This is a genomic window from uncultured Algibacter sp. (assembly GCF_947495925.1).
In the GTDB taxonomy this organism is placed as follows: Bacteria; Bacteroidota; Bacteroidia; order Flavobacteriales; family Flavobacteriaceae; genus Algibacter_E.
Window position 1 is genome coordinate 411,377 of sequence record NZ_CANMAU010000002.1, and the last position, 21,887, is coordinate 433,263.

Annotated in this window: 18 protein-coding genes; 11 read left to right on the plus strand and 7 right to left on the minus strand. The window is 34.4% G+C overall.

Annotated elements, in window-relative coordinates:
• Window positions 1-1,215 precede the first annotated feature (1,215 nt).
• The gene (locus Q0857_RS05090; protein ID WP_298532823.1) at window positions 1,216-2,508 is read left to right on the plus strand and encodes a family 43 glycosylhydrolase; all 1,293 of its coding nucleotides are present in this window, start codon (window positions 1,216-1,218) and stop codon (window positions 2,506-2,508) included.
• Between the two features lie 123 nt (window positions 2,509-2,631).
• Here Q0857_RS05090 and Q0857_RS05095 read toward each other — a convergent pair whose 3' ends face one another.
• Window positions 2,632-2,964 carry a hypothetical protein gene (locus tag Q0857_RS05095; RefSeq protein WP_298532824.1) on the minus strand — a complete coding sequence of 111 codons (333 nt, stop codon included), beginning with the start codon at window positions 2,962-2,964 and terminating at the stop codon, window positions 2,632-2,634.
• A 213-nt stretch (window positions 2,965-3,177) separates the two neighbouring features.
• On the opposite strand from Q0857_RS05095, the gene Q0857_RS05100 reads away from it, so the two are divergent.
• From Q0857_RS05100 to Q0857_RS05130, 7 genes are read left to right on the plus strand one after another with little or no spacing between them, the layout of a single operon-like run.
• Window positions 3,178-3,801: a GntR family transcriptional regulator gene (locus Q0857_RS05100; protein ID WP_298532825.1), complete on the plus strand. Its 624-nt coding sequence runs from the start codon at window positions 3,178-3,180 to the stop codon at window positions 3,799-3,801.
• A gap of 10 nt (window positions 3,802-3,811) precedes the next feature.
• Window positions 3,812-4,858 (plus strand): tartrate dehydrogenase, encoded by a 1,047-nt coding sequence (locus tag Q0857_RS05105; protein WP_298532826.1) that lies wholly within the window; start codon window positions 3,812-3,814, stop codon window positions 4,856-4,858.
• A gap of 3 nt (window positions 4,859-4,861) precedes the next feature.
• Entirely contained in the window at window positions 4,862-5,497 is a 636-nt protein-coding gene (locus tag Q0857_RS05110) for a cyclase family protein (protein ID WP_298532827.1), read from the plus strand.
• Window positions 5,497-6,909, plus strand: coding sequence for a four-carbon acid sugar kinase family protein (locus Q0857_RS05115; RefSeq protein ID WP_298532828.1), 1,413 nt, complete (start codon window positions 5,497-5,499; stop codon window positions 6,907-6,909). Before Q0857_RS05110 ends, Q0857_RS05115 begins: the two co-directional genes overlap by 1 nt.
• Window positions 6,899-8,161, plus strand: coding sequence for an MFS transporter (locus tag Q0857_RS05120; RefSeq protein ID WP_298532829.1), 1,263 nt, complete (start codon window positions 6,899-6,901; stop codon window positions 8,159-8,161). The genes Q0857_RS05115 and Q0857_RS05120 overlap by 11 nt, the downstream gene beginning before the upstream one ends.
• The gene (locus Q0857_RS05125) at window positions 8,148-9,176 is read left to right on the plus strand and encodes a Gfo/Idh/MocA family oxidoreductase (RefSeq protein ID WP_298532830.1); all 1,029 of its coding nucleotides are present in this window, start codon (window positions 8,148-8,150) and stop codon (window positions 9,174-9,176) included. The genes Q0857_RS05120 and Q0857_RS05125 overlap by 14 nt, the downstream gene beginning before the upstream one ends.
• A 59-nt stretch (window positions 9,177-9,235) precedes the next feature.
• Window positions 9,236-12,133 (plus strand): DUF5060 domain-containing protein, encoded by a 2,898-nt coding sequence (locus Q0857_RS05130; protein WP_298532831.1) that lies wholly within the window; start codon window positions 9,236-9,238, stop codon window positions 12,131-12,133.
• 19 nt (window positions 12,134-12,152) lie between these two features.
• Here Q0857_RS05130 and Q0857_RS05135 read toward each other — a convergent pair whose 3' ends face one another.
• Window positions 12,153-13,391, minus strand: a complete 1,239-nt coding sequence (locus Q0857_RS05135; protein WP_298532832.1) for a glycosyltransferase N-terminal domain-containing protein — start codon at window positions 13,389-13,391, stop codon at window positions 12,153-12,155.
• 243 nt (window positions 13,392-13,634) lie between these two features.
• Between Q0857_RS05135 and Q0857_RS05140 the strand changes: the two genes are divergently transcribed.
• Window positions 13,635-14,789 carry a DegT/DnrJ/EryC1/StrS aminotransferase family protein gene (locus tag Q0857_RS05140; protein WP_298532833.1) on the plus strand — a complete coding sequence of 385 codons (1,155 nt, stop codon included), beginning with the start codon at window positions 13,635-13,637 and terminating at the stop codon, window positions 14,787-14,789.
• A complete protein-coding gene (gene galE / locus Q0857_RS05145; RefSeq protein WP_298532834.1) occupies window positions 14,782-15,807 on the plus strand; it encodes a UDP-glucose 4-epimerase GalE in 1,026 nt (341 codons plus the stop codon). The genes Q0857_RS05140 and galE overlap by 8 nt, the downstream gene beginning before the upstream one ends.
• Window positions 15,808-15,863: 56 nt before the next feature.
• Here the strand turns inward: galE and lspA are convergent, their stop codons facing one another.
• Genes lspA through Q0857_RS05170 form a run of 5 tightly spaced genes read right to left on the minus strand, consistent with a single transcriptional unit; the run spans window position 15,864 to window position 21,265 of the window.
• The gene (gene lspA, locus Q0857_RS05150) at window positions 15,864-16,373 is read right to left on the minus strand and encodes a signal peptidase II (protein ID WP_298532835.1); all 510 of its coding nucleotides are present in this window, start codon (window positions 16,371-16,373) and stop codon (window positions 15,864-15,866) included.
• Window positions 16,374-17,267 (minus strand): ACP S-malonyltransferase, encoded by an 894-nt coding sequence (gene fabD, locus Q0857_RS05155; protein WP_298532836.1) that lies wholly within the window; start codon window positions 17,265-17,267, stop codon window positions 16,374-16,376.
• A 46-nt stretch (window positions 17,268-17,313) separates the two neighbouring features.
• Complete coding sequence (locus Q0857_RS05160) at window positions 17,314-18,870, minus strand: NAD(P)/FAD-dependent oxidoreductase (RefSeq protein ID WP_298532837.1); 1,557 nt, start codon at window positions 18,868-18,870, stop codon at window positions 17,314-17,316.
• Window positions 18,871-18,919: 49 nt separating this feature from the next.
• Window positions 18,920-20,335, minus strand: a complete 1,416-nt coding sequence (locus Q0857_RS05165; protein WP_298532838.1) for a hypothetical protein — start codon at window positions 20,333-20,335, stop codon at window positions 18,920-18,922.
• A 12-nt stretch (window positions 20,336-20,347) separates the two neighbouring features.
• Window positions 20,348-21,265: a dihydrofolate reductase gene (locus tag Q0857_RS05170; protein ID WP_298532839.1), complete on the minus strand. Its 918-nt coding sequence runs from the start codon at window positions 21,263-21,265 to the stop codon at window positions 20,348-20,350.
• 318 nt (window positions 21,266-21,583) lie between these two features.
• On the opposite strand from Q0857_RS05170, the gene Q0857_RS05175 reads away from it, so the two are divergent.
• Entirely contained in the window at window positions 21,584-21,880 is a 297-nt protein-coding gene (locus tag Q0857_RS05175) for an isoamylase early set domain-containing protein (protein WP_298532840.1), read from the plus strand.
• Window positions 21,881-21,887 lie beyond the last annotated feature (7 nt).

The window sequence follows — 21,887 nt, forward strand, 5'->3', positions numbered from 1 at the left end:
ACAAATGGATGTTTTTTTTAAACTTATTTTATTTATGTGAATAGGTAGTTTTTGCACGTAAATACTATCCCAGAATAGTAAACAGTGTTAACTAATTACTATCATTTTATAACTTCTTAATGATTATGAAACAAGGATTTCGTAATCTTCGCAAATAACTTTGTAACTAATTTTAGCAAAAGGCTTTCAGTGTATTTATTTGATAAACTAAATGCCAGTTTGAATAACTTTAAATAGAAAATTTTATTCTCGATACTAATTCCATTCATTAAAATGAGTAAAGTTTACTTGAATTGACCATTTTTTACTCGAAAAATTCAATAAGTATTATATAATTTTATCTTTTAATTTAATATTATCATATACTATGATGACATGAATCAAATTATAGAGAGGTTTTCAATACCAATAGATCAGGTAGTTAAGAATGCAAGTCCTATTCCATAAAGATGTTCTAATACGAAAATCACTTTGATTCAAATGTTTGAATTTGGATATCTAGATTTAGATAGAAGATGTCCTAGAAGTGAAAATTAACAGATTCAAAAAGAGGTTTTAATAACCTAATTAAAATGAAGCTAATGGATGTTCATGTTATGATTTGGATGCGACTTACGGGCGCTATGAAGTATACTTCAAAAAGAGATGATAGATCTAAATAAATTCACCTGCCCAAGAGTAGGGCTAAAATGGAATTTTTATTTAAAAAACATATAATCAGTATTGCTATCTCTAATTACATACTCTGTTCGTTGTCATAAATTTCTATGTTAGAAGTTTGGGAGAATAGGGCCTAATTAAAACGACCTTGGAGGCAGCGACACCAGGAATAAAGGAGTTTTGATCTTTTAGGTATCATATCTGTTAATAGCCTTGATTTGCCTCATCATTACCTGGCATTTTATGTGGTACTTGGTAATATAACATTTGTTACAAGTGATGAATAAAAAACTGGAAATAAAATTCATTAGTGTGATTATTTCGTTTTCGATATTAGAACAGATTCGCATTAGAAGGAAGTAAGTGGGAAAAGAAGAGAACTTATTAAGAAGTATGGGTAAGTTAAGACGTGTAAGATAAGGAGGTAATGGTTTTATTTATATAGCAGCTAAAAAATCAAGATATTTTTGTTTGAAACCTGTAGGCTTGCAGTAAAAAGATAAATAAAAACAATAAATATAAATAGTAAGGAATAATTAAAGAAAATATATTATTATGAATCACACTAAACTAAAATTAGTACTGCTAATCGGGATTATCTCTGCTCAAGTATGCTTTTCCCAAGAAGAAGGGAAATCAAATAGTTCAAAACCTCCTGTTTTTCCAGCAATTATCCCTGTTGATAAACCAACAGATCGCTCAATTAGCACTGCTATGCATCGTCTTTATGATCATTGGGGTATTTATGAAGATAGAGAAAATGAGCTCTTCAGTAATTTTGGATATTCTGAAGTGAGTGGTTTTAATTCTCCAAAGGGACTTTCTGTTTCACGAAGAGATCCTAGTAAAATTTTACTTATTAATGGGAAATATTATGTATGGTATACAAAAAGAGAAACGAAATCTCCACCTACAGGTTCAAATCGGTCTCATTTAGCTAGCGATGTTATTCCATCCGCTGATTGGGATTTAGCAGAGATTTGGTATGCTACAAGTAAGGATGGTTACGAATGGAAGGAAGAAGGGGTAGCTGTTCCTCGTCCACCAAAAGGAGAGCTGGGCTGGCGCTCTGTTTCTACACCTGATGTCTTAGCATATAAAGGGAAATACTATTTATATTACCAAGCATTTAATAAAATGCCATACAGTGGAGAAGGAGATCGCGCTCCTGCTTCGGTTTCTATAGCAGATTCTCCAGATGGGCCATGGAAAGCACATGGTAAAATCGTGGTCGATTTTGGAGCTAAGGGTGAATGGGATGAGGGAGCAATACATGATCCGTATCCGTTAGTTTACAATGGAAAAATTTACATTTATTATAAAGGAGGGCCTTACAAAATGATTTTACATGATGGGACTGGACATTTCAGAATCGGACAAGGTGTTGCTATATCAGAGAGCCCCCTTGGTCCATTTGAAAAACACCCACTTAATCCAGTTTTAAACTCTGGACATGAAACTGGTTTATTTCCTTTTAAAGGCGGGGTTGCAGCATTTGTTAGTATAAATGGTCCTGAAAAAAATACCATTCAATATGCTCCAGATGGTGTGAATTTCGAAATAGCATCACTTGTTGTTGCTCCACCTATTGCCGTAGGTCCATATATTCCGAATGCATTTGCAGATGATGGTAATGGACGAGGTATAACTTGGGGCTTAGCCCATACGAGTACAAGCTATCGTGGTGTAACTCATGGTCAGGGAGTTAGCAATGAAAATATGCTTATTCGTTTTGATTGCGATTTAAGTCTTGATGTGAATGATCCAGAATTCAAAAGACATGATTTTAGATTCAGAACAAGAACACTATTGGAGGAATTTCCTGTTCCTTCTTCAAGAAAAAAGTAAATTTTTAAGAATGTAAATTGTCTCTTCGTTTTAAAGAGTTATTATGAAAAGAGTAGCAAGTATAAAATCTTAGAAAAAAAACCACCTAATTTAGGTGGTTTTTTTAAATTATGTGAACAATTTTTAGTGCTCTATCTTTACTTTGTCAGCTTCCTTTTTTACTGCATCAGTAGCATTTTCAGCAGCTTCGCCAGTAGCATCTACTGCACTTTCTACTGCTTCACCTGTAGCTTCGGCAGCATTTTCGATAGCATCACCAGTCGCTTCAGCGGCATCGCCAGTTGCTTCAACGGCACTGTCAATAGCATCACCTGTAGCTTCAGCTGCGTTTTCAACCGCATCACTTACGTTTTCTACAGCTTCTTCAACTGAATCTGCTTTTTTCGAATCTCTACATGATGTAAAAGATAAACTTAACGCTAATACAATTACGGTACTCAATACTAATTTTTTCATGGTTTAATGTTTTTAGTGTTATTAGTGTTTTTGTTAAAATCAAACAAATTTTAATATTAAAACATTCTATATACGTAAGTAATCATGCATCTGGATTATTTGGAGCTGTTCTTAAAATGTTTATTTAGGTTTAGATTTCAAAATAACTATTAGATATTCTTCATAAATAAGAAAAATATCGTATAATTGTTTTTTGTATACAAAATACTGTTTATGATTGAATATCAAAACCTTAATGAACCTGTTTACCTCAAAGTCAAGGAAATGATTATTAGTGGTGAGTTAAAACAGGGAGAAAAAATAGTTCAAGAGAAAATAGCGGAAGCGCTTGGAGTGAGTCGTACACCGCTTATGAGAGCTTTGTTAGCTCTCGAAAATGAGTATTTAGTTGAAAGTATTCCTAGGCGAGGGATGTTTGTGCGCTCTTTAGGTCAAAAGGAAATATTTGACATTTATGTGTGTCGGGAAGCTTTGGAAGGTATGGCGGCGAGATTACTGGCATTGTCTAGTGATAAAACTGCGGTTAAGGAGCTTAGAGATTGTTTTAGTTGTTTTCTTTCTCAAAAAGAAATCGATTTGCAGGTATATGCGAAAGCTGATGAGAAATTTCACTCTTTACTTATTAAACTTACGGGTAATTTGCCTTTGGATAAGATTTATTTCTTTGGAAATATTCATGAAAAAGTAATTAGCCGGGGCCTGTTAAGACCCCCCGAAGAAACATTAGGTGAACATGCAAAAATTATAGATGCTATAGAGAAAGGCAATGCGGATAACGCTGAGAAATTCGCAAGAGAACATATAGAAAAATCAAGAATATTATTATTAAATCAATAAATACAATAAAGTGAAAAATTACAATATCGCAGTGGTACCAGGAGATGGTATAGGAAATGAAATTGTACCAGAAGGGTATAGAGTCTTAGAAGCCGTAGCAAAAAATCATGATTTTAAAATTACCTCGAAAACATTTGATTGGGGAGCTGGTTATTATCTTAAGAATGGAAAATTTTTACCAGATAATGGATTAGAATCGCTTAAAGAATTCGATGCAGTATATTTTGGGTCGGTTGGTTTGCCAGCTGTTGATGATACGCTTCCTGCTAAGGATTATACGTTTAAGGTAAGAACTTCTTTTAATCAATATGTAAATTACAGACCAGTAAGAACGTATCCAGGAGTGACTAGACCTTTACGTACAGAAAAGCATATTGATTTTGTAATTGTTAGAGAAAACACAGAAGGGGAATTTGTTCAAATGGGAGGGCAATATTTGCCTGATGAGGCTAACGGCATGGGTATAGATACTAGTGTTTTTACAAGAAAGGGCATTGAGCGTGTAGCGCATTATGCTTTTAAATTGGCTCGAAAAAGAAGAAATAAAGTGACTCATATTACGAAATCAAATACGCTAATAAATAGTTTATCGTATTGGGACCGAGTAATTGCTGAGGTTGCTCAAGAATATCCTGATGTTAAGCATGAGCAAATGTATATTGATAACTCAACGGCTATGTTTGTTTTGAAGCCAGAGATTTTTGATGTAGTACTTACTACAAATCTTTTTGGAGATATTTTAAGTGACTTAGGTGGAGCAGTTATGGGAAGTTTAGGTCTTGGAGGAAGTGGAAATATTAATCCTGAAAAAGAATTTCCATCTATGTTTGAGCCTATTCATGGTTCAGCACCGGATATTGCTGGAGAAAACATTGCAAATCCGTACGGACAAATATGGTCGGCAGCAATTATGTTAGAGCATTTAGGAGAAAAAGAAGCGGCCGATAGCATTATGGCAGCGGTTGATAAAAGTACCTCTGAAGGTGTGCTTACTGTTGATTTAGGCGGTAGTGCAAAAACTTCCGATGTTGCTGATGCCGTAATTAGAAATCTTTAATTAATGGCTACAATAGTTGATCTTACATTGACTTATACTGATAGTTTTACTGGTTTCTCAAAGGAAGCTAGTAAAACTGTTGAAAATGATGGTTGGAATGCAAGTACGCTTAATTTTTATTCGCACTGCGGCACCCATATGGATGCACCAATTCATTTTGATGTAAGTCATCAAACTATTGATGAAATTCCGGTTACAGATTTTGTTGGAAAGGCATGGTTAATTGATGTACGACATGTAGGCTCCAAGGGACTTATTAATTCGAATCATATACCTCAGGATATTCAAAGGGAATTCACTGCGGGAGATAGTTTAATCTTTTGGACATCTTGGGCGCAGTATGTAAATACTCCAAAATACCGTGATGAGCTGCCAAGAATTAGTGAGGAATTAGCGCATTGGTGTTTAGAGCATAAGGTAAAAATGCTTGGTGTTGAACCACCTTCTGTGGCTGATGTTAACAATATAGAAGAGGTGACACATATTCATAGAATATTATTAAAAGGAGTTGTTATTATTGAAGGGCTTACCAACCTTGATAAACTTCAATCTAATTGTGTAGAGCTTGTTGCTCTGCCTCTTAAAATTGGGGAAGGAGATGGGGCACCAGCACGTGTAATCGCCATTGAAAAATACTAATGAGCATTTCGTTATCAGATATCATAGAGCAATTACCTGAAGAAAGCACTTCAGATTATAGGAGCTTAAACCATGAATTGTTTCGTCAACTAAATAGAACTTGTGTTGTTGTTGATGATGATCCTACAGGGAATCAAACAGTTTATGATATTCCACTTTTAACAAACTGGGATATTGAGGTATTAATTGAGGAATTTAAAAAAGAAACACCAACGTTTTTTTTATTAACCAACTCGAGAAGTTTAAGCGAAATAGAGTCTACTCAAATGTATTCTCAAATTTCAAGAAACATATTACTTGCTTCCCAGGCAACAAATAGAGCATTTACAATAATAAGTAGGAGTGATTCCACATTACGAGGTCATTTTTCAGAGGTAGACATTATAAAATCTAACATCCATTTAACTAACGCTATTACTGTTTTTATTCCTGTAATGTTTGAAGGAGGTCGTGTTACTATTAATGATACGCATTACATTTCAAACCAAAATGAGTTGACTCCTGTTAGTGAAACCCCATTTGCTCAGGATCATACATTTGGCTATAAAAATGCTAATCTAAAAGCATGGATTGAGGAAAAAACGAAAGGGAGAGTAAAATCTGTAGATATTCATTCTATTGGTATTGAAGCTATTAGAAGTTTAGATGTCGCGGAGCTTAGTGTTCAAATTAATCATATTAATTCTGATGAGTATTGCATTATAAATGCACTCAATTATAAAGATCTGGATAAAGTAACTAATGCGTTGCTTCTTGCAGAGAAAATGGGTAAAAATATTGTATATAGAACATCAAGTTCTTTTGTTCCCAGTTACATTGGATTAAAACCTAAGCCTGTTTTACATGCCGAAGAAATAGTAGATATTGCGAATAAAAATGGAGGATTAACAATTGTAGGCTCTTATGTTCCTAAATCTTCAATACAACTTAATCGCGCATTAGAACACTTTAATAAAGAAACTATTGTTGAAGTTGATGTAGCTAAAATTTTGGGAGAACAATCTAAAATGTACATGGAAGGTTTAGGGTTGATCATTGATAAGCATATTTCTGAAGGAAAAGATGTACTTGTTTTTACAAGTAGAAAACTAGTTACGGGAAAAAATTCAAAATCAAACATAAATATAGCTTCGCAAGTATCAAATGCACTTGTCTCACTATTGAAGAATATGAATTCACGACCGAAATATCTGTTGGCAAAAGGAGGTATAACTTCAAATGATTTAGCTTTGAAGGGCTTAGGTATGAAACGTTCTAAGGTAATAGGGCAAATTGAGGCTGGAATTCCAGTTTGGGAAATGGGAGAGGAAACAAAGTTTACTAACTTATTATATATCGTGTTTCCAGGAAATGTAGGCAACGAAAATTCACTTTTAAACATAATAAAAAAACTTTCATTATATGGCTACTAAAATACCAACAAGGCGATATGGATTTTTTGCAGGTTCATTTTTAATTACGCTACTATTATATATAGATAGGGTTTGTATTTCATCTGCTAAAGATTCAATAAGTGGTGATTTAAATCTTACTGATATTGAAATGGGATGGGTTTTAAGCGCGTTTGCGCTGGGTTACGCCTTATTTCAAGTTCCTGGAGGCGCTCTTGGTGATAAATATGGCGTCAGAAAAGTAATGACAACCATCATGGTATTATGGTCTATTTTCACAGCCTTTACAGGAGCAGCATGGAACTATGTTTCAATGCTATTTTTTAGATTCGTTTTTGGTGCTGGAGAAGCTGGAGCTTTTCCTAATATTTCAAGAGCAGCATATTCGTGGGTTCCGCTAAAAGAACGCGGCATTTTTCAAGGGATTAATTTTTCAGGATCTAGATTAGGCGCGGCATTTGCCCTACCCTTAGTTGCTTACTTAATTGATGCTTGGGGTTGGCGTGCTATTTTTTATTTTTTTGGAGCAGTTGGTATTGCTAGTTCTCTATTGTTTTATTTTTTATTTAGAAATAAGCCAGAAGAACATCCTGGCATTTCAGAAGAGGAAAAAAATTATATTATTAAAAATCGCCAACAAGAAGAAGGTGTAAAGGTCACTTTGCCTTTAAGTAAGATTTTGGGGTCTAAAAATGTGATCTTAGCTATGATTCAATATATAGGGAGTAATTTTATTTTCTTTTTTATGCTCACTTGGCTATTTCCTTATATTAAAGCTAAGTATAGCTTAAACTTAGTAACAACAGGTTTTTATGCGATGTTGCCTTTGTTAGCAGGGGCGGTTGGAAACTGGGTATCAGGCTATACTGTTGATACTATTTATAAAACTGGACGCTGGAAGCTGTCGAGACAAATTCCTGCAATTATAGGATTTAGTTTAGTTGTAATTGGTATACTGTCAAGTTTATATATGGAGACTGCTCTAGGGGCTGTACTTTGTTTGTCAGTTGCCATTTTTGGAGCCGATATGGCTTTAAGTCCATCTTGGTCGTTTTGCATGGATATTGGTAAAGAAAATTCTGGAAAAGTATCAGGTATGATGAATATGGCAGGGAATTTAGGAGCTTTTACAACGGCATTAGCTTTCCCTTACTTACAAGCTTGGACAGGCTCAAATGATCCGTTTTTTTACGTTGCAGCATTTCTAGGATTAGTGGCAATTGTGTGTTGGATATTTATGGATTCTACAAAAGCGATTAATGATGAAAACTAAATTAAAAGGTGTTGCCATAGGTGCAGGATATTTTAGCAGGTTTCAATATGAAGCATGGACGCGTATTCCTGAGGTTGAAATTACTGCAATTTGTAATTCTAATTTAGAACGTGCAAAGAGTATAATGGAGCCCTATAATATAAAAAATCATTATTCTGATTATAAAGAAATGATTTTAAAAGAAAAACCAGACTTTGTAGATATTATTACCCCACCTGAAACGCATTTTGAAATGTGCAAGTTTGCTGCTGATCATGGGGTAGATATAATTTGTCAAAAACCCTTGGCACCAACAATTGAAGAATCTCAAAAGATTGTTGATTATGTTTCAAAAAAGGGAGTCCGATTTGTAGTGCATGAAAATTTTAGGTTCCAGCCTTGGCATAGAGAAATAAAAAAAATTATAAATGAAGGAGATATTGGTGATTTATTCAGTTTAAATTTTAGAAGCCGAATGGGCGATGGATGGGGTGATGATGCATATTTATCAAGACAACCTTATTTCAGAGACTATAAAAAATTGCTTATTTATGAAACGGGGGTTCATTTCATTGATACTTTCAGGTATCATGCGGGTGAGGTTGAAAGTGTGTATGCTATTTTGAAAAGGTTAAACCCCGTAATAAAAGGAGAAGATTCAGGTTTGATGATTCTAAATTTTGAAAACAAATCTCATGCAATTTGGGACGCAAATCGATTTAATGAAAACAACTTTAAGAAGCAACGTTATACCTTCGGCGAGTATCTAATAGATGGGTCTGAGGGATCAGTTCGTTTGTATTCGGATGGAAAAATAACAGTTCAGAAACTTGGAGAATCAGAAAAGAACCATCATTACATACATAATGATGTTGGTTTTGCTGGAGATTGCTGTTATATTTTCCAGCGTGATTTTATAGACAAGCTTATTTCAGGTGATGCTTTTGAAACTAGTGGAGACAATTATTTAAAAACTTTAAAAGCTCAAGAAGCTGTATATAAGTCAGCAGAAATTAATGCACCAGTAATTTTATGACTTTTCAAAGTCGTAAAAACTTAATTATAAACTAAAATATTATTATAAACATATACCACATGAAAAAACTATTTGTTTTAACCGGATTATTTTTCTTGCTTATGAGTACATCTCATTCTCAAGAATCAAAAGTTATTATTGATGGCGAATTAAAAAAATGGCACAAGGTAACCCTAAGTTTTGAAGGAGATGATATTAGCGAGAATGATCAGAACAATCCCTTTTTGAATTACAGATTAAATGTAACTTTTAAAAATGGAGATAAGACCTATGTAGTTCCCGGGTTTTACGCAGCCGACGGAGATGCTAGTGAAACAAGTGCAACAAGCGGAAGTATTTGGAAAGTAAGGTTTAGACCAGATACTGTAGGTGAATGGTCTTATAACGTGTCTTTTAGAAAAGGTGATGCTATTGCCGTTGACGATAATGTTGATGCGGGAGAGGTGACTCAGTTTGATGGATTAAAAGGCACATTCGTTGTTGATAAATCTGATAAACTAGGTGAAGATTTTAGAGGGAAAGGGCGCTTGAATGTTACCGACTTAGGTTATTTACAATTTGAAGATAGTAAAGATTATTTCTTAAAAGGTGGCGCAGACAGCCCTGAAAGCTTTTTGGGGTATTATGAGTTTGATCAAACCCCTCCTTCACATAAATACGAAGCACATGCACAAGATTGGAAGTCAGGAAATCCAACATGGCAAAATGGTAAAGGAAAAAATATTATTGGAGCATTAAATTACTTAAGCTCTAAAGATATGAATTCGGTATATTTTTTAACCATGAATGTTCAAGGAGATGGTAAAGATGTATGGCCTTGGAATAGTGTTAATGAACGTTACCGTTTTGACTGTAGCAAGCTTGATCAATGGGAGGTTGTTTTTGATCATATGGACAAATTGGGCTTAATGTTACATATAGTAACTCAAGAAACTGAAAATGAATTGCTACTAGATATAGGAGAGTTAGGTACGCAGCGTAAGTTGTATTACAGAGAATTAATAGCGAGGTTTTCACATCATTTAGGGATTACTTGGAATTTAGGTGAAGAAAATGGCCCATTAAGCTGGACACCAAAAGGACAAACTACTAAAGACAGAAAGGCTATGGCTAAGTATATTAAAACACATGATCCTTATAAGAACCTAGTTGTACTTCATACTCATGCTCATAGTAATGATCAAGATACATATTTAGAACCTTTATTGGGGTACGAATACTTGGATGGACCATCAATGCAAACGCATGATCCGCATGAAGTACATGAAAGGGTTTTAAAGTTCATTAATGATTCTAAAAAAGCAGGACAACGCTGGGTGGTTTGTCAAGATGAAATTGGACCAGCAGGTACCGGTGCTAAACCCGATGCAGATGATCCAGAACATAATGATATAAGAGCAAAGGTTTTATGGGGGAATTTAATGGCTGGAGGAGCAGGTGTGGAATGGTATTTCGGTTATAAATTTGCGCATAACGATTTAAAATGTGAAGACTGGAGGTCAAGAGATATTTTATGGGATCAAACGAGATATGCACTACAGTTTTTTCAAAAGTATGTTTCCTTTACAACAATGCATTCGGCAAACGGCCTAACAGATAATCTAGATGATTATGTTTTTGCTAATAATGGTGTTAATTATGTAGTATATCTTCCAGAAGTAAAAGAAACTAAGTTAAATTTATATGGGGTGAGCTCCAAGTTTTCTATTAAATGGTATAACCCAAGAACAGGAGGAGAATTACAAAATGGAAGCGTTAAATCTATTAAAGGAGGTGGTTTTGTTTCCGTTGGAACACCGCCAGATAATAACGGAGATTGGGTTGCCCTAATTACCACAAAAAGTAATGTAGCAACAACTGTAACTTCTAAAGAACGAGAGCTTGTTATTTGTAAAGCATTGAGTCATTTCGAAATAGATAAGACAAGTAAGGCATTATTTTATAAAGACGTGTCCAATGCAGCATTAGGAATAAATGCAGCAGATAAAAGTTATCGAGATGTTTTCGCAAATGCAAAAATGATTTTTAAAGGAGAAAGTGGTTCGTATAATGTATTTTTCAGAACAATCACTGAAAATGATGGCGAATCGGTTTATAAAGTTCTTATAAATGGAACTGAAATTAGTACCGTTACTAATCCCGAAACAAGTGCTTCTTATGAGAGTGTAGATCATGACTTAGGAATTGTATCTATTCATAAAAATGATATTCTTGAGATTCAGTCAAAAGCGGTCACTAATGGGAAAATCCCTGAAAATGATGAAACCGCTTGGTCGAGAGGACGTTGGACTAGCATTGATTTTATTCCAGAAGGAGCTGTTATTAATGAAATAGCATCAGTAATGGAGGTACTTAAGGATAAACCACCTTTTGTAGAAAATAATGGTTTTTTAGAAGTTGAAGCGGAGGCTTATCAATTTAAAACTAATAATAATTCACCACGAGATTGGTATACACAATCAAAAACTAGTAAGTTGCCATCTAAAGCAGGTAAAAAGCTTGAAGATCATTCAGATTCTGCTAGTGGGAATGCATATATTGAAGCATTGCCAGATACGCGTATCACTCATGATGATGAATTAATTGTGGGTGAAAATTTTTTCCCTATTTCGGGTACAGGAGGTATTGTATCATATAAAGTGAGGATTAATACTCCTGGAAAGTATTATGTATGGGTAAAAGCGTTTTCAACAGGTTCAGAAGATAATGGGTTACATGTTGGTGTTAATGGTGAATGGCCAGAGAGTGGTGCACGTATACAGTGGTGTGAGGGGAAAAATGTATGGACATGGTCTTCTGCGCAACGGGTTGAAGAAAATCATTGTGGTTATCCTCAAACCATAACTTTAGACTTTAAAGAGGCCGGTGAATATATTGTATCATTTTCAATGCGTGAGGATGGAACGGAGATAGATAAATGGATATTAGCACAGGATAAGAACTTTATTCCGGAATAAGTTAGCGGGATTTAAAAAGTTAATTGATGTTAAGATAATTAATGATATGGCTTACGGCTCCTTTATTCTTTTTAACATAGTCTTTATTTTTGGCGCCACAAGCTACTCGTTTATTATCATCCGTAATGAGTTCACTTAAAATAGTATTGAATTGCTTGTGGTTGGAAATGGAAAACATGCCGCCATTATCAATCATGGCTTGAGCTTCAGGGAATTCTTTGTGATTTTGGCCTATTATTATAGGGACACCAAATACTGCAGGCTCGAGAGAGTTGTGTAGGCCAGTGTTTCCCATGCCACCGCCAACATAAGCAATATCTGCATAATTATAAATTTTTGAAAGAAGACCTATAGTGTCAACAATGAAAACTGAATAATCAGTAAGTTGTTTGTTCTCTTTTTCAGAAAACAAAATAGATTCTGCAGCTAGTTCCTTTTGAAGGTTATGTATTCGAGACATTTTTACGTTGTGAGGTGCGATAATGTATTTTATATCTTTGGATGCATTGTTGTTTATAAAATCAACAAATAAAGATTCTCCATCAGGCCAAGTACTTCCAGCTACAATACATAATTTACCATCTATAAATTCATGGATGAAACTTAATGAATTGTTCATATTCAGCTGATTTGTAACCCGGTCGAAACGGGTGTCTCCAGAAATAGTAACCTCATGATAGCCTATGGAATTAAGAAGCTCTCTTGAAGCCTTGTTTTGTGTAAAAATATGATCAAAAGAGAATAAAGCGCTTCTAAAAAGGCTACCGTAAAATTTGAAATAATGTTGGTTTTTTCTAAAAGCTGCAGAAATGAGAATAGCTTTTAATTGTCTGTTTTTTAATTCATTTAAAAAATTTGGCCAAATATCATATTTAACGAAAACGGTTAGTTCAGGTCTTACAAAGTCCAAAAAGCGTTTGGCGTTACTTTGCGTGTCCATTGGTAAGTAAATAACAATATCTGCTATGGGCGAATTTTTACGGATTTCATACCCGGAAGGTGAAAAAAAACTGAGTATAATTTTATGTTTACTATAACATTTTCTCAGTTCTGTAAAAACAGGAAGTCCTTGCTCATATTCACCTAATGAAGCACAATGAAACCAAATGGTTTTATCGGTTTCAGAAATGCCTTGTTCTAATAATTTAAACGTCTGTTTTCTGCCTTGAACACCTTTGTTAAGTTTTTCATTAAATAATGCTGCACATTTAAGAACAAAAGCAATAAGGTGAATTCCAATAGTATATAAAGATCTCAAAATATTTTCTTTATGCTAAAATACATTTCTTTAAAATAACTTCAAGTTTAATTTTAATTTGTTTAGTGCGTCCATAGGATGGCTAACCTATATCGTTTGCGTCTAGTGTTGGGATTAAATCATGAATGTTTCATTGGTTAACGTTAATGATTTTTGTAATTTTGTAATCGATTCGTTCACAACGGGTATTGATAAAAATTAGTTGTGTTATTTCTTAATTATAATAGGTTATAATTGTTTTAGATGAAGAAAATTCAAATGGTTGACCTCAAAGGTCAGTATAACGATATAAAAGATGTCGTTAACCCTTCAATCCAGGAAGTAATTGAAAATACAGCATTTATCAACGGTCCGAAAGTTCATGATTTTCAGAAAAACCTTGAAACTTATTTAGGAGTTAAACATGTTATCCCTTGTGCTAATGGAACCGATGCACTTCAAATAGCTATGATGGGTTTGGGGTTAAAGCCCGGAGATGAAGTAATTACCGCAGATTTTACTTTTGCGGCTACAGTTGAGGTTATTGCATTACTGCAATTAACTCCAGTTTTAGTCGATGTTAATGAGGATGATTTCAATATCAATATTGAAGCTGTAAAAAAAGCTATTACGCCTAAAACAAAGGCCATTGTACCAGTTCATTTATTTGGCCAATGTGCAAATATAGAAGCTATTATGGACATCGCTAATGAACATAATTTATTTGTAATTGAAGATAATGCTCAGGCTATAGGTGCAGATTACACTTATAAAGATGGTTCAAAAGTTAAAGCAGGGACGATTGGTAATGTAGGAGCAACATCTTTTTTTCCATCTAAAAACTTAGGTTGTTATGGAGATGGAGGAGCTATTTTTACTAATGATGATCAATTAGCACATACCATCCGAGGCATTGTTAATCATGGGATGTATGAACGTTACCATCACGATGTTGTTGGTGTAAATTCTAGACTTGATAGTATTCAGGCAGCTGTTTTAAATGCTAAATTACCTTTTTTGGATGCCTACAATAAGGCTAGACAGACTGCTGCAAGAAAATACAATACGGCTTTTAAGGATATAGATAGTATTATTACACCTAAAACAGTTAGAGGATGTGATGGTGTTTGTGATACCTGTGATTGTCATGTATTTCATCAGTATACTTTAAGAGTTCAGGGTGCAAATAGGGATGCCTTGGCAAAACATTTAAATGAAAAAGGAATACCTTGTGGTGTGTATTATCCAATTCCATTGCATAGGCAAAAAGCTTATTTGGATTCGAGATATAAGGAAAATGATTTTGGAGTTACTAATACTTTAGTAAAAGACGTTATTTCATTACCAATGCATACGGAATTAGATGATGAGCAAATAGATTATATTACATCAACAATTATAAATTTTATAAATGGATAAAATATTAGTTACCGGCGGGTTAGGATTTATAGGATCCCATACCGTTGTAGAATTGCAAAATGAAGGGTACGAAGTTGTTATTATTGACGACCTGTCAAATTCTTCTGAAAAGGTTTTAGATGGAATCACAGCGATAACTGGTAAAACCCCGATTTTTGAAAAGTTAGACTTAAAGAATAAAGAAGGTGTCGAAGCGTTTTTTGCAAAGCATAATGATGTAAAAGGTGTTATTCATTTCGCGGCTAGCAAAGCGGTAGGAGAGAGTGTGCAAGAACCTCTTTTATACTATGAAAATAATATAGGAACTTTGGTTTATATCCTCAAAGAATTAAAAAAGCTGCCGTCTGCTGCATTCATTTTTAGTTCTTCTTGTACCGTTTACGGGCAAGCTGATGAATTGCCAATTACTGAAAACGCACCTGTTAAACAAGCTGAATCTCCTTATGGAAATACAAAGCAAATAGGTGAAGAGGTTATAAAGGATACTTGTAAAGTGGTTCCAACGTTAAAAGCCATTGCTTTGCGTTATTTTAATCCAATAGGCGCACACGAGTCTGTTGAAATTGGAGAATTACCAATTGGAGTGCCGCAAAACTTAGTGCCATTTATTACGCAAACAGCTATAGGATTACGTCAAGAATTATCAGTTTTTGGAGATGATTACCCAACTCCAGACGGGACATGTATTAGAGATTATATTCATGTGGTAGACTTAGCTAAAGCACATGTTGTAGCTTTAGGACGTTTGTTACGGAATAAGAATAAAGCGAACTACGAAACTTTTAACTTAGGAACCGGAAAAGGAAGTTCAGTATTAGAAGTCGTTAAATCTTTTGAGAAAGTTTCAGGAAAGAAATTAAACTACAAGATTGTAGGTAGAAGAGAAGGCGATATTATTTCAGCTTATGCTGATACAAATAAGGCAAATGATGAGTTAGGCTGGAAAACTAAATTAACTTTAGATGAGGCGATGGATTCTGCATGGAAATGGGAGCAGAAAGTGAGAGCTAATGATTAGTATTATCAACTAATAGAAAATAAAAAGGTTGCTAAATTTTTAGCAACCTTTTTATTTTAAGTTGTTTTCTTTTTTCTAAAACTCACAATTACCAGAATAATCATACCTGTGGTTACCGATAAATCGGCTAGGTTAAATATTCCTGTTTTGAATACACCTCCTAAATCTATAAATAGAAAGTCAGTGACCGAGCCGTATGCAATACGGTCGTAAACATTAGCAATGCCGCCCCCAATGATACTTGAAAAAGCGAACAACGACCAATTATCTAATGTTTTGTCCTTTAATATATGGCGAAGTACAAAGCCTAAAACGACTACAGGAAGTATGAGGAGTAAAATAATTCTAAGTGTAGGACTTAAGTCGCTTCCCATCCCTAAGAATGCTCCGGTATTTTCAACATTCATTAAGATGAAATAATCACTAATTAATGAAATACGTTCGCTAGGACTGACTTCTGTTCTCCCTACTACATTCGTTCTAACAATGATTTTTGAAATCTGGTCTATAGCAATGGTTAAAATTATAACCAAAAAAATATAGATACTTCTTTTGGTAAGTTTCATTTAACTATTGGCTTCAAAAGTTGCAGAAACTGTTTCAGAAGGTCTGTTTATTTTCTTTACTAAACCTTGAAGCACTTTTCCTGGTCCTACTTCAGTAAACAACGTTGCGCCATCCGCTACCATTTGTTGTACAGACTGTGTCCAACGCACAGGAGCCGTTAATTGAGAAATAAGGTTCGTCTTTATCTCGGATTCATCTATAACAGCATTGGCGGTTACATTTTGATAAATAGGGCAGTCAGGTTTGCTAAAGTTTGTGTTTTCGATAGCGGCTGCTAATTCTTCACGGGCGGGTTCCATTAGTGGTGAGTGAAATGCTCCACCAACAGGTAATACTAATGCTCTACGAGCACCTTCTTCTTTTAAAGTTTCGCAAGCTTTGTTTATGGCTTCAACTTCACCTGAAATAACTAGTTGTCCTGGGCAGTTATAATTAGCGGCTACAACAATACCTTCAGTAATTGAACACACTTTTTCGACAATATCATCTTCCAATCCTAAAACAGCAGCCATAGTACTAGGTTGTAATTCACAGGCTTTTTGCATAGCTAAGGCCCGTTGCGAAACTAATTTTAACCCATCTTCAAAATTTAAAGCTCCATTAGCAACTAAAGCTGAAAATTCTCCAAGAGAATGACCCGCTACCATATCTGGTTTAAAACTATCACCAAGAGTTTTAGCTAAAATTACTGAATGTAAAAAAATAGCAGGTTGAGTTACTTTAGTTTCTTTTAGATCGTCAGCAGATCCTTCAAACATAGTGTCTGTAATGTTAAATTCTAAAATATCATTAGCCTTTTCAAATAAATCTTGAGCTAGTTGTGAGTTTTCATATAGGTCTAAACCCATTCCTGAAAATTGAGCCCCTTGTCCCGGAAAAATATATGCGTTCATGTTTGTTGTTTTTTTAGTGCTGCAAAAATAGAAATAAAAATACAACTTATAAGGTATTAGTTGCCGCTTCTGCACAACGTTCACCATCCATGGCAGCAGAAACAATTCCTCCTGCATAACCACCACCTTCTCCACAAGGGTATAGGTTTGATATTTGAGTATGTTCTAAGGTTCCATTTCTTGGAATAGACACAGGAGATGAAGTTCTAGATTCCACACCTACAATATTGGCTTCTTCGGTATAGTAGCCTTTCATTTTTTTCCCAAAAGCATCAAAACCTTTGCGTAGTCTTCCTCCAATAAATTTGGGAAGTAAAGAGTGTAATGGAGCCGATTTTAACCCCGGCTGATAAGAGGTGTTATTTAAGCTGTTAGACAATCTGCCTTCCACAAAATCAGTCAGCCGTTGGGCGGGTGCAACTTGACTTCTTCCGCCTGAGGTGAATGCCAATCGTTCTAATTTTTTTTGGTATTCTAAACCTTTTAAAGGACCAAACTGCTCGTATTTGGGTAAGTCAGTATCTGCATTAATTTCAACAACAATACCCGAGTTAGCGTATAGATTGTTTCGTTTTGAAGGGGACATGCCGTTAACAACTACTTCACCATTAGCCGTTGCAGCCGGAACAATAAATCCACCAGGACACATGCAAAAGGAGTAAACGCCGCGATTGTTTATTTGCTGTACTAGTCCATAAGAAGCCGCTGGCAATAATTCATTTCGAGGTCCAGAACAATGATATTGAATAGAATCAATAATATGCTGAGGGTGCTCAACCCGAACGCCCATGGCAAAAGATTTGGCCTCTAAAGCAACTTCTTTTTTATGTAGTAAGTAAAAGATATCTCTCGCAGAATGGCCAGTAGCCAATATAACTTTATCAACAGATAATTCTTTTCCATTTTGAAGTTGTATAGATCTAATTTTACGGTTTTTTATATTGAAATCAGTAACCCGGGTTTCAAAATGGACTTCGCCCCCATATTTTAATATGGTTTCTCTTATGTTTTGAACGACCTTAGGTAGTTTGTTGGTACCAATATGTGGATGAGCATCAATTAAAATTTGATCTGCCGCTCCGTGATAAACTAGGTTTTCAAAAATACGCCTTACATCACCACGTTTTAAACTTCTAGTGTATAGCTTGCCATCGCTATAAGTTCCTGCACCACCTTCTCCAAAGCAATAATTAGAATCTTCATTTACAAAATGATCTTGATTGATTGCTTTTAAATCGCGACGTCTGTCTTGAACATTTTTACCACGTTCTAAAACAATGGGCTTAAATCCAAGTTCAATACATCGTAAGGCAGCATACATTCCAGCTGGACCAAATCCTATAATGTGAATGGGTTTTCCCTTCGAGACATCTTTATAATCGAATTTATATGCAGAGTTTTTTGCCAGTTTCTCATTGATATAAACGGCAACTTTGTAGTTTAAAATGATTTTGGGTTTTCTGGCATCAATAGATTTCCTTAGGATTTTAACTCCTGTAATATCTTCTCTATTAATTTTAAGATTTAAAGCCGATTTTAAAACTAAAATATCACTACGCTCTTCCTCTTTAAGTGTAATACGAAGTTGAATTTCTTTTACCATATGGCGAAATTACAGAATTTTAGGAAAGGGAATGGTATAAGGTGTTTTCTTAAATACTTTTAAGTTGAATTCTATTTATAATATTACCGTTATATTTTATTTCTAGTGATGCCTTTTCTCCTTTGTTTTTATTAAGATGTTTCACTTTTATTAAAAACTCGCTATTGGCATGTATTAAGGTATGATTTAAGTTCGAAATTAACTTGAAACTATAAGCGTTTTCACCAGTAATCTTTATACTATTTATAAAACTTGCGCTATTTCCGTTAATATTTTTTGAAGTAATAAACGACGTATCCTCAATATTTATGTCTACCGCCTGTGGAGATTTTATTATAGAGGTGGTAATTGGGTTTCCTTTAGCTGAATGCGAGTTGTAAACTTCCATATTAAGTTGTTTTCCGCCGCCTCTTTTTGGAGAACCTGCTGCTATATAGATTCCGTTTCCAGATTGAATAGCCTGTGTGCCATGCCTAGGGTAATTCATGTCGGACTCTTTAGTCCATTGTCCACTTATAGGATTATACGATTCTACAGTTTTATATGCAGGTCCATCAGTTTCGCCTTCACCACCCATAACAAATATTTGATTTTTAAAAACGGCAATTCCTGGAGCTGCTCTTGGCGTTGGTAAATCCTGAGGAAGGGTAGACCATGTTTTAGTAATAAAATTGTAAGTGTCAACAGTACTTATTAAAGGAGCAAAAACACCATTTGAACCTCCTGATTGTCTTCCACCCATGGCGTAAAGCGTATCATTAATTACAGCAGCACTGAAGTGATCTCTAGCTTGGGACGCATTTTCTAATATGATCCATGTGTTTTTATAAGGATCGTATTCATCAAACCAATTAACAAAACCGCCATTATGCCCTTTGGTATTTCCTCCAATAATATAAAACTTATCTTTATATATAATCAATCCAGATCCACCTCGTCTTCTATCTTCAGGTATTTCAGGACCTTTAATCCAAATGTCATTTGGAGGGTGGTATAACCAAATGTTATCCTCGGGAACTTCATGAGGGAAATTATTTGTTTTAAATGCACCAATAACCCAAATGAACCCTTTATAAAAAGTAGCTTGGAAGTGGTTGAATTCTTTAGGGGCTTGGTTTTTTGCAATGCTCCAAGAATTACTCTTAAAATCATAAATATCTAATTTTTGAGCAGATTCCCTTCCTCCAAATAAAACAAATTTGTCGCCCGCCTGAACAAAAGAGCATTCATGACGTGCCGTATACGATTCATCTTCATCAAGGTCAATCCAAACTGAAGAGGATTGTGTTGTTTGAGCTATAAGATAGCTGTACGAGTTCAAAACCAACAGGCAAATAAGACTATATAAGCCCCATACAGCATAGTTGGAACTGACTTTATGTGATTTTGATGATTTACCTTTATAAAGGGGTGCATTTTTAAATTTTAAATAAAACCTAGAAAATGTACCTTTTTGAGTAGTCATATGTATTAAATATTATTTCTTTTCATAAGTAATGAAAGAGAATGAAAGCACATGATTTTCATCTTTATCATGAAACGTATTTGAGATTTCCCTCCATGCTAACTCATTAATTTCAGGGAAAAAGGCATCGCCTTCAAAATTTTCATGAACTCTAGTTAGTTCAATTTTATCTGCAATGCCTATGGCTTGTTTGTAAATCTCACCACCTCCAATAATATAGGGTTGTGAATCATTTTTACAGGCATCTATGGCATCTTCTAAACTATTTACAATAATTACACCATCTGGAGCTTTATAATCAGTTTGCCTTGTAATAACCACGTGAGTTCTATTAGGAAGTGGTTTTGGGAAACTTTCAAAAGTTTTACGCCCCATTATAATGTGATGCCCGTTTGTTAAGGATTTAAAACGTTTTAAATCATCACTAAGGTGCCAAATTAACTTGTTGTCTTTTCCAATAGTATTGTTTTCTGCTGCAGCTACAATAATGGTTAAAACCGATTTTTTGTTTTTTGTTTTTTTAGTAGTTTCAGGCTGTAGATCGCTTTGAGCTATTAAGGTTTCTTCCTTAATAAGTCCTTCTTTAATTTTATCAATGCGAATCTGCTGCTTTGACACCAGTTTTTCCATTTGCTTCTTCTCCCATGCTTTTCCCATGAATTTGTTCGTGACAAAAACATTAAAAACATGATAAATTAAAAAGAATAACCAAATAAGAATAGCAAACAAAAACCATTCTTTTCCCAAAAAAGTAAACTCTTTGCCAATTCCAAGAACTGTGTTGGCAAGTATTAAAAAAACACTTCCAATTAAAAATAATATGAAATGAACATACAGCCCTCTTTTTTGCTTAATACGTTTTTGAGCATTTTCAAGGAGTTCTAATTGGTCTTTATCTATTTGCGTAGTGGATTTTTTTCTGCCGAACATAATATCAAAATATAGGCTGTAAAGTTAGACTTTTTTTATTCACGTCATAATGATTCATAAAACAATAAAAATAGTAGGTTTTCGAAAACGTTTTCGAACTTAAAGCCTCTGAAAATCAGTTGAAAGCATGAAATAATCATTGATGATAATATAAAATTTATGCCAATTTTTTTATGTACTATAACTATTTGTTAACAGATATTAACAAATTGATAATTCTTATACTCTATGGGAGTTTATATGGGTTCCAGATTAAAATTGTTCGTAAATTTGCCCCGAACAACACATTAAAATAGATAATACCTAAAAATTTATATTATGGCTATTAAAAAACAATTTTTGAAAAGTAAACCAGTATGTAAAGTAACATTTTCATTACCTGCAGAAGAAGCAAAGAAAGTTTCTGTAGTAGGATCTTTTAATGACTGGAATGAGAAAAAAGCAGTTTTAAAGAAACTAAAGAACGGAACTTTTAAAGGAACTGTTGATTTAGAATCAGGAAACTCGTATGAGTTTAAATATATTGTTGACGGTGTTTACGTTAACGATACTGAAGCAGATGCTTACGCTTGGAATGATTACGCTGGTGCAGAAAATGGTGTTTTAAACCTATAGTTTAAAA

What these genes read in the sequence shown, in the direction of transcription:
- Q0857_RS05090 (WP_298532823.1), top strand. Translation starts at nt 1,216, where the DNA reads ATGAATCACACTAAACTAAAATTAGTACTGCTAATCGGGATTATCTCT.
- Q0857_RS05095 (WP_298532824.1), bottom strand. Translation starts at nt 2,964, where the DNA reads ATGAAAAAATTAGTATTGAGTACCGTAATTGTATTAGCGTTAAGTTTA.
- Q0857_RS05100 (WP_298532825.1), top strand. Translation starts at nt 3,178, where the DNA reads ATGATTGAATATCAAAACCTTAATGAACCTGTTTACCTCAAAGTCAAG.
- Q0857_RS05110 (WP_298532827.1), top strand. Translation starts at nt 4,862, where the DNA reads ATGGCTACAATAGTTGATCTTACATTGACTTATACTGATAGTTTTACT.
- Q0857_RS05115 (WP_298532828.1), top strand. Translation starts at nt 5,497, where the DNA reads ATGAGCATTTCGTTATCAGATATCATAGAGCAATTACCTGAAGAAAGC.
- Q0857_RS05120 (WP_298532829.1), top strand. Translation starts at nt 6,899, where the DNA reads ATGGCTACTAAAATACCAACAAGGCGATATGGATTTTTTGCAGGTTCA.
- Q0857_RS05125 (WP_298532830.1), top strand. Translation starts at nt 8,148, where the DNA reads ATGATGAAAACTAAATTAAAAGGTGTTGCCATAGGTGCAGGATATTTT.
- Q0857_RS05130 (WP_298532831.1), top strand. Translation starts at nt 9,236, where the DNA reads ATGAAAAAACTATTTGTTTTAACCGGATTATTTTTCTTGCTTATGAGT.
- Q0857_RS05140 (WP_298532833.1), top strand. Translation starts at nt 13,635, where the DNA reads ATGAAGAAAATTCAAATGGTTGACCTCAAAGGTCAGTATAACGATATA.
- galE (WP_298532834.1), top strand. Translation starts at nt 14,782, where the DNA reads ATGGATAAAATATTAGTTACCGGCGGGTTAGGATTTATAGGATCCCAT.
- lspA (WP_298532835.1), bottom strand. Translation starts at nt 16,373, where the DNA reads ATGAAACTTACCAAAAGAAGTATCTATATTTTTTTGGTTATAATTTTA.
- fabD (WP_298532836.1), bottom strand. Translation starts at nt 17,267, where the DNA reads ATGAACGCATATATTTTTCCGGGACAAGGGGCTCAATTTTCAGGAATG.
- Q0857_RS05160 (WP_298532837.1), bottom strand. Translation starts at nt 18,870, where the DNA reads ATGGTAAAAGAAATTCAACTTCGTATTACACTTAAAGAGGAAGAGCGT.
- Q0857_RS05165 (WP_298532838.1), bottom strand. Translation starts at nt 20,335, where the DNA reads ATGACTACTCAAAAAGGTACATTTTCTAGGTTTTATTTAAAATTTAAA.
- Q0857_RS05170 (WP_298532839.1), bottom strand. Translation starts at nt 21,265, where the DNA reads ATGTTCGGCAGAAAAAAATCCACTACGCAAATAGATAAAGACCAATTA.
- Q0857_RS05175 (WP_298532840.1), top strand. Translation starts at nt 21,584, where the DNA reads ATGGCTATTAAAAAACAATTTTTGAAAAGTAAACCAGTATGTAAAGTA.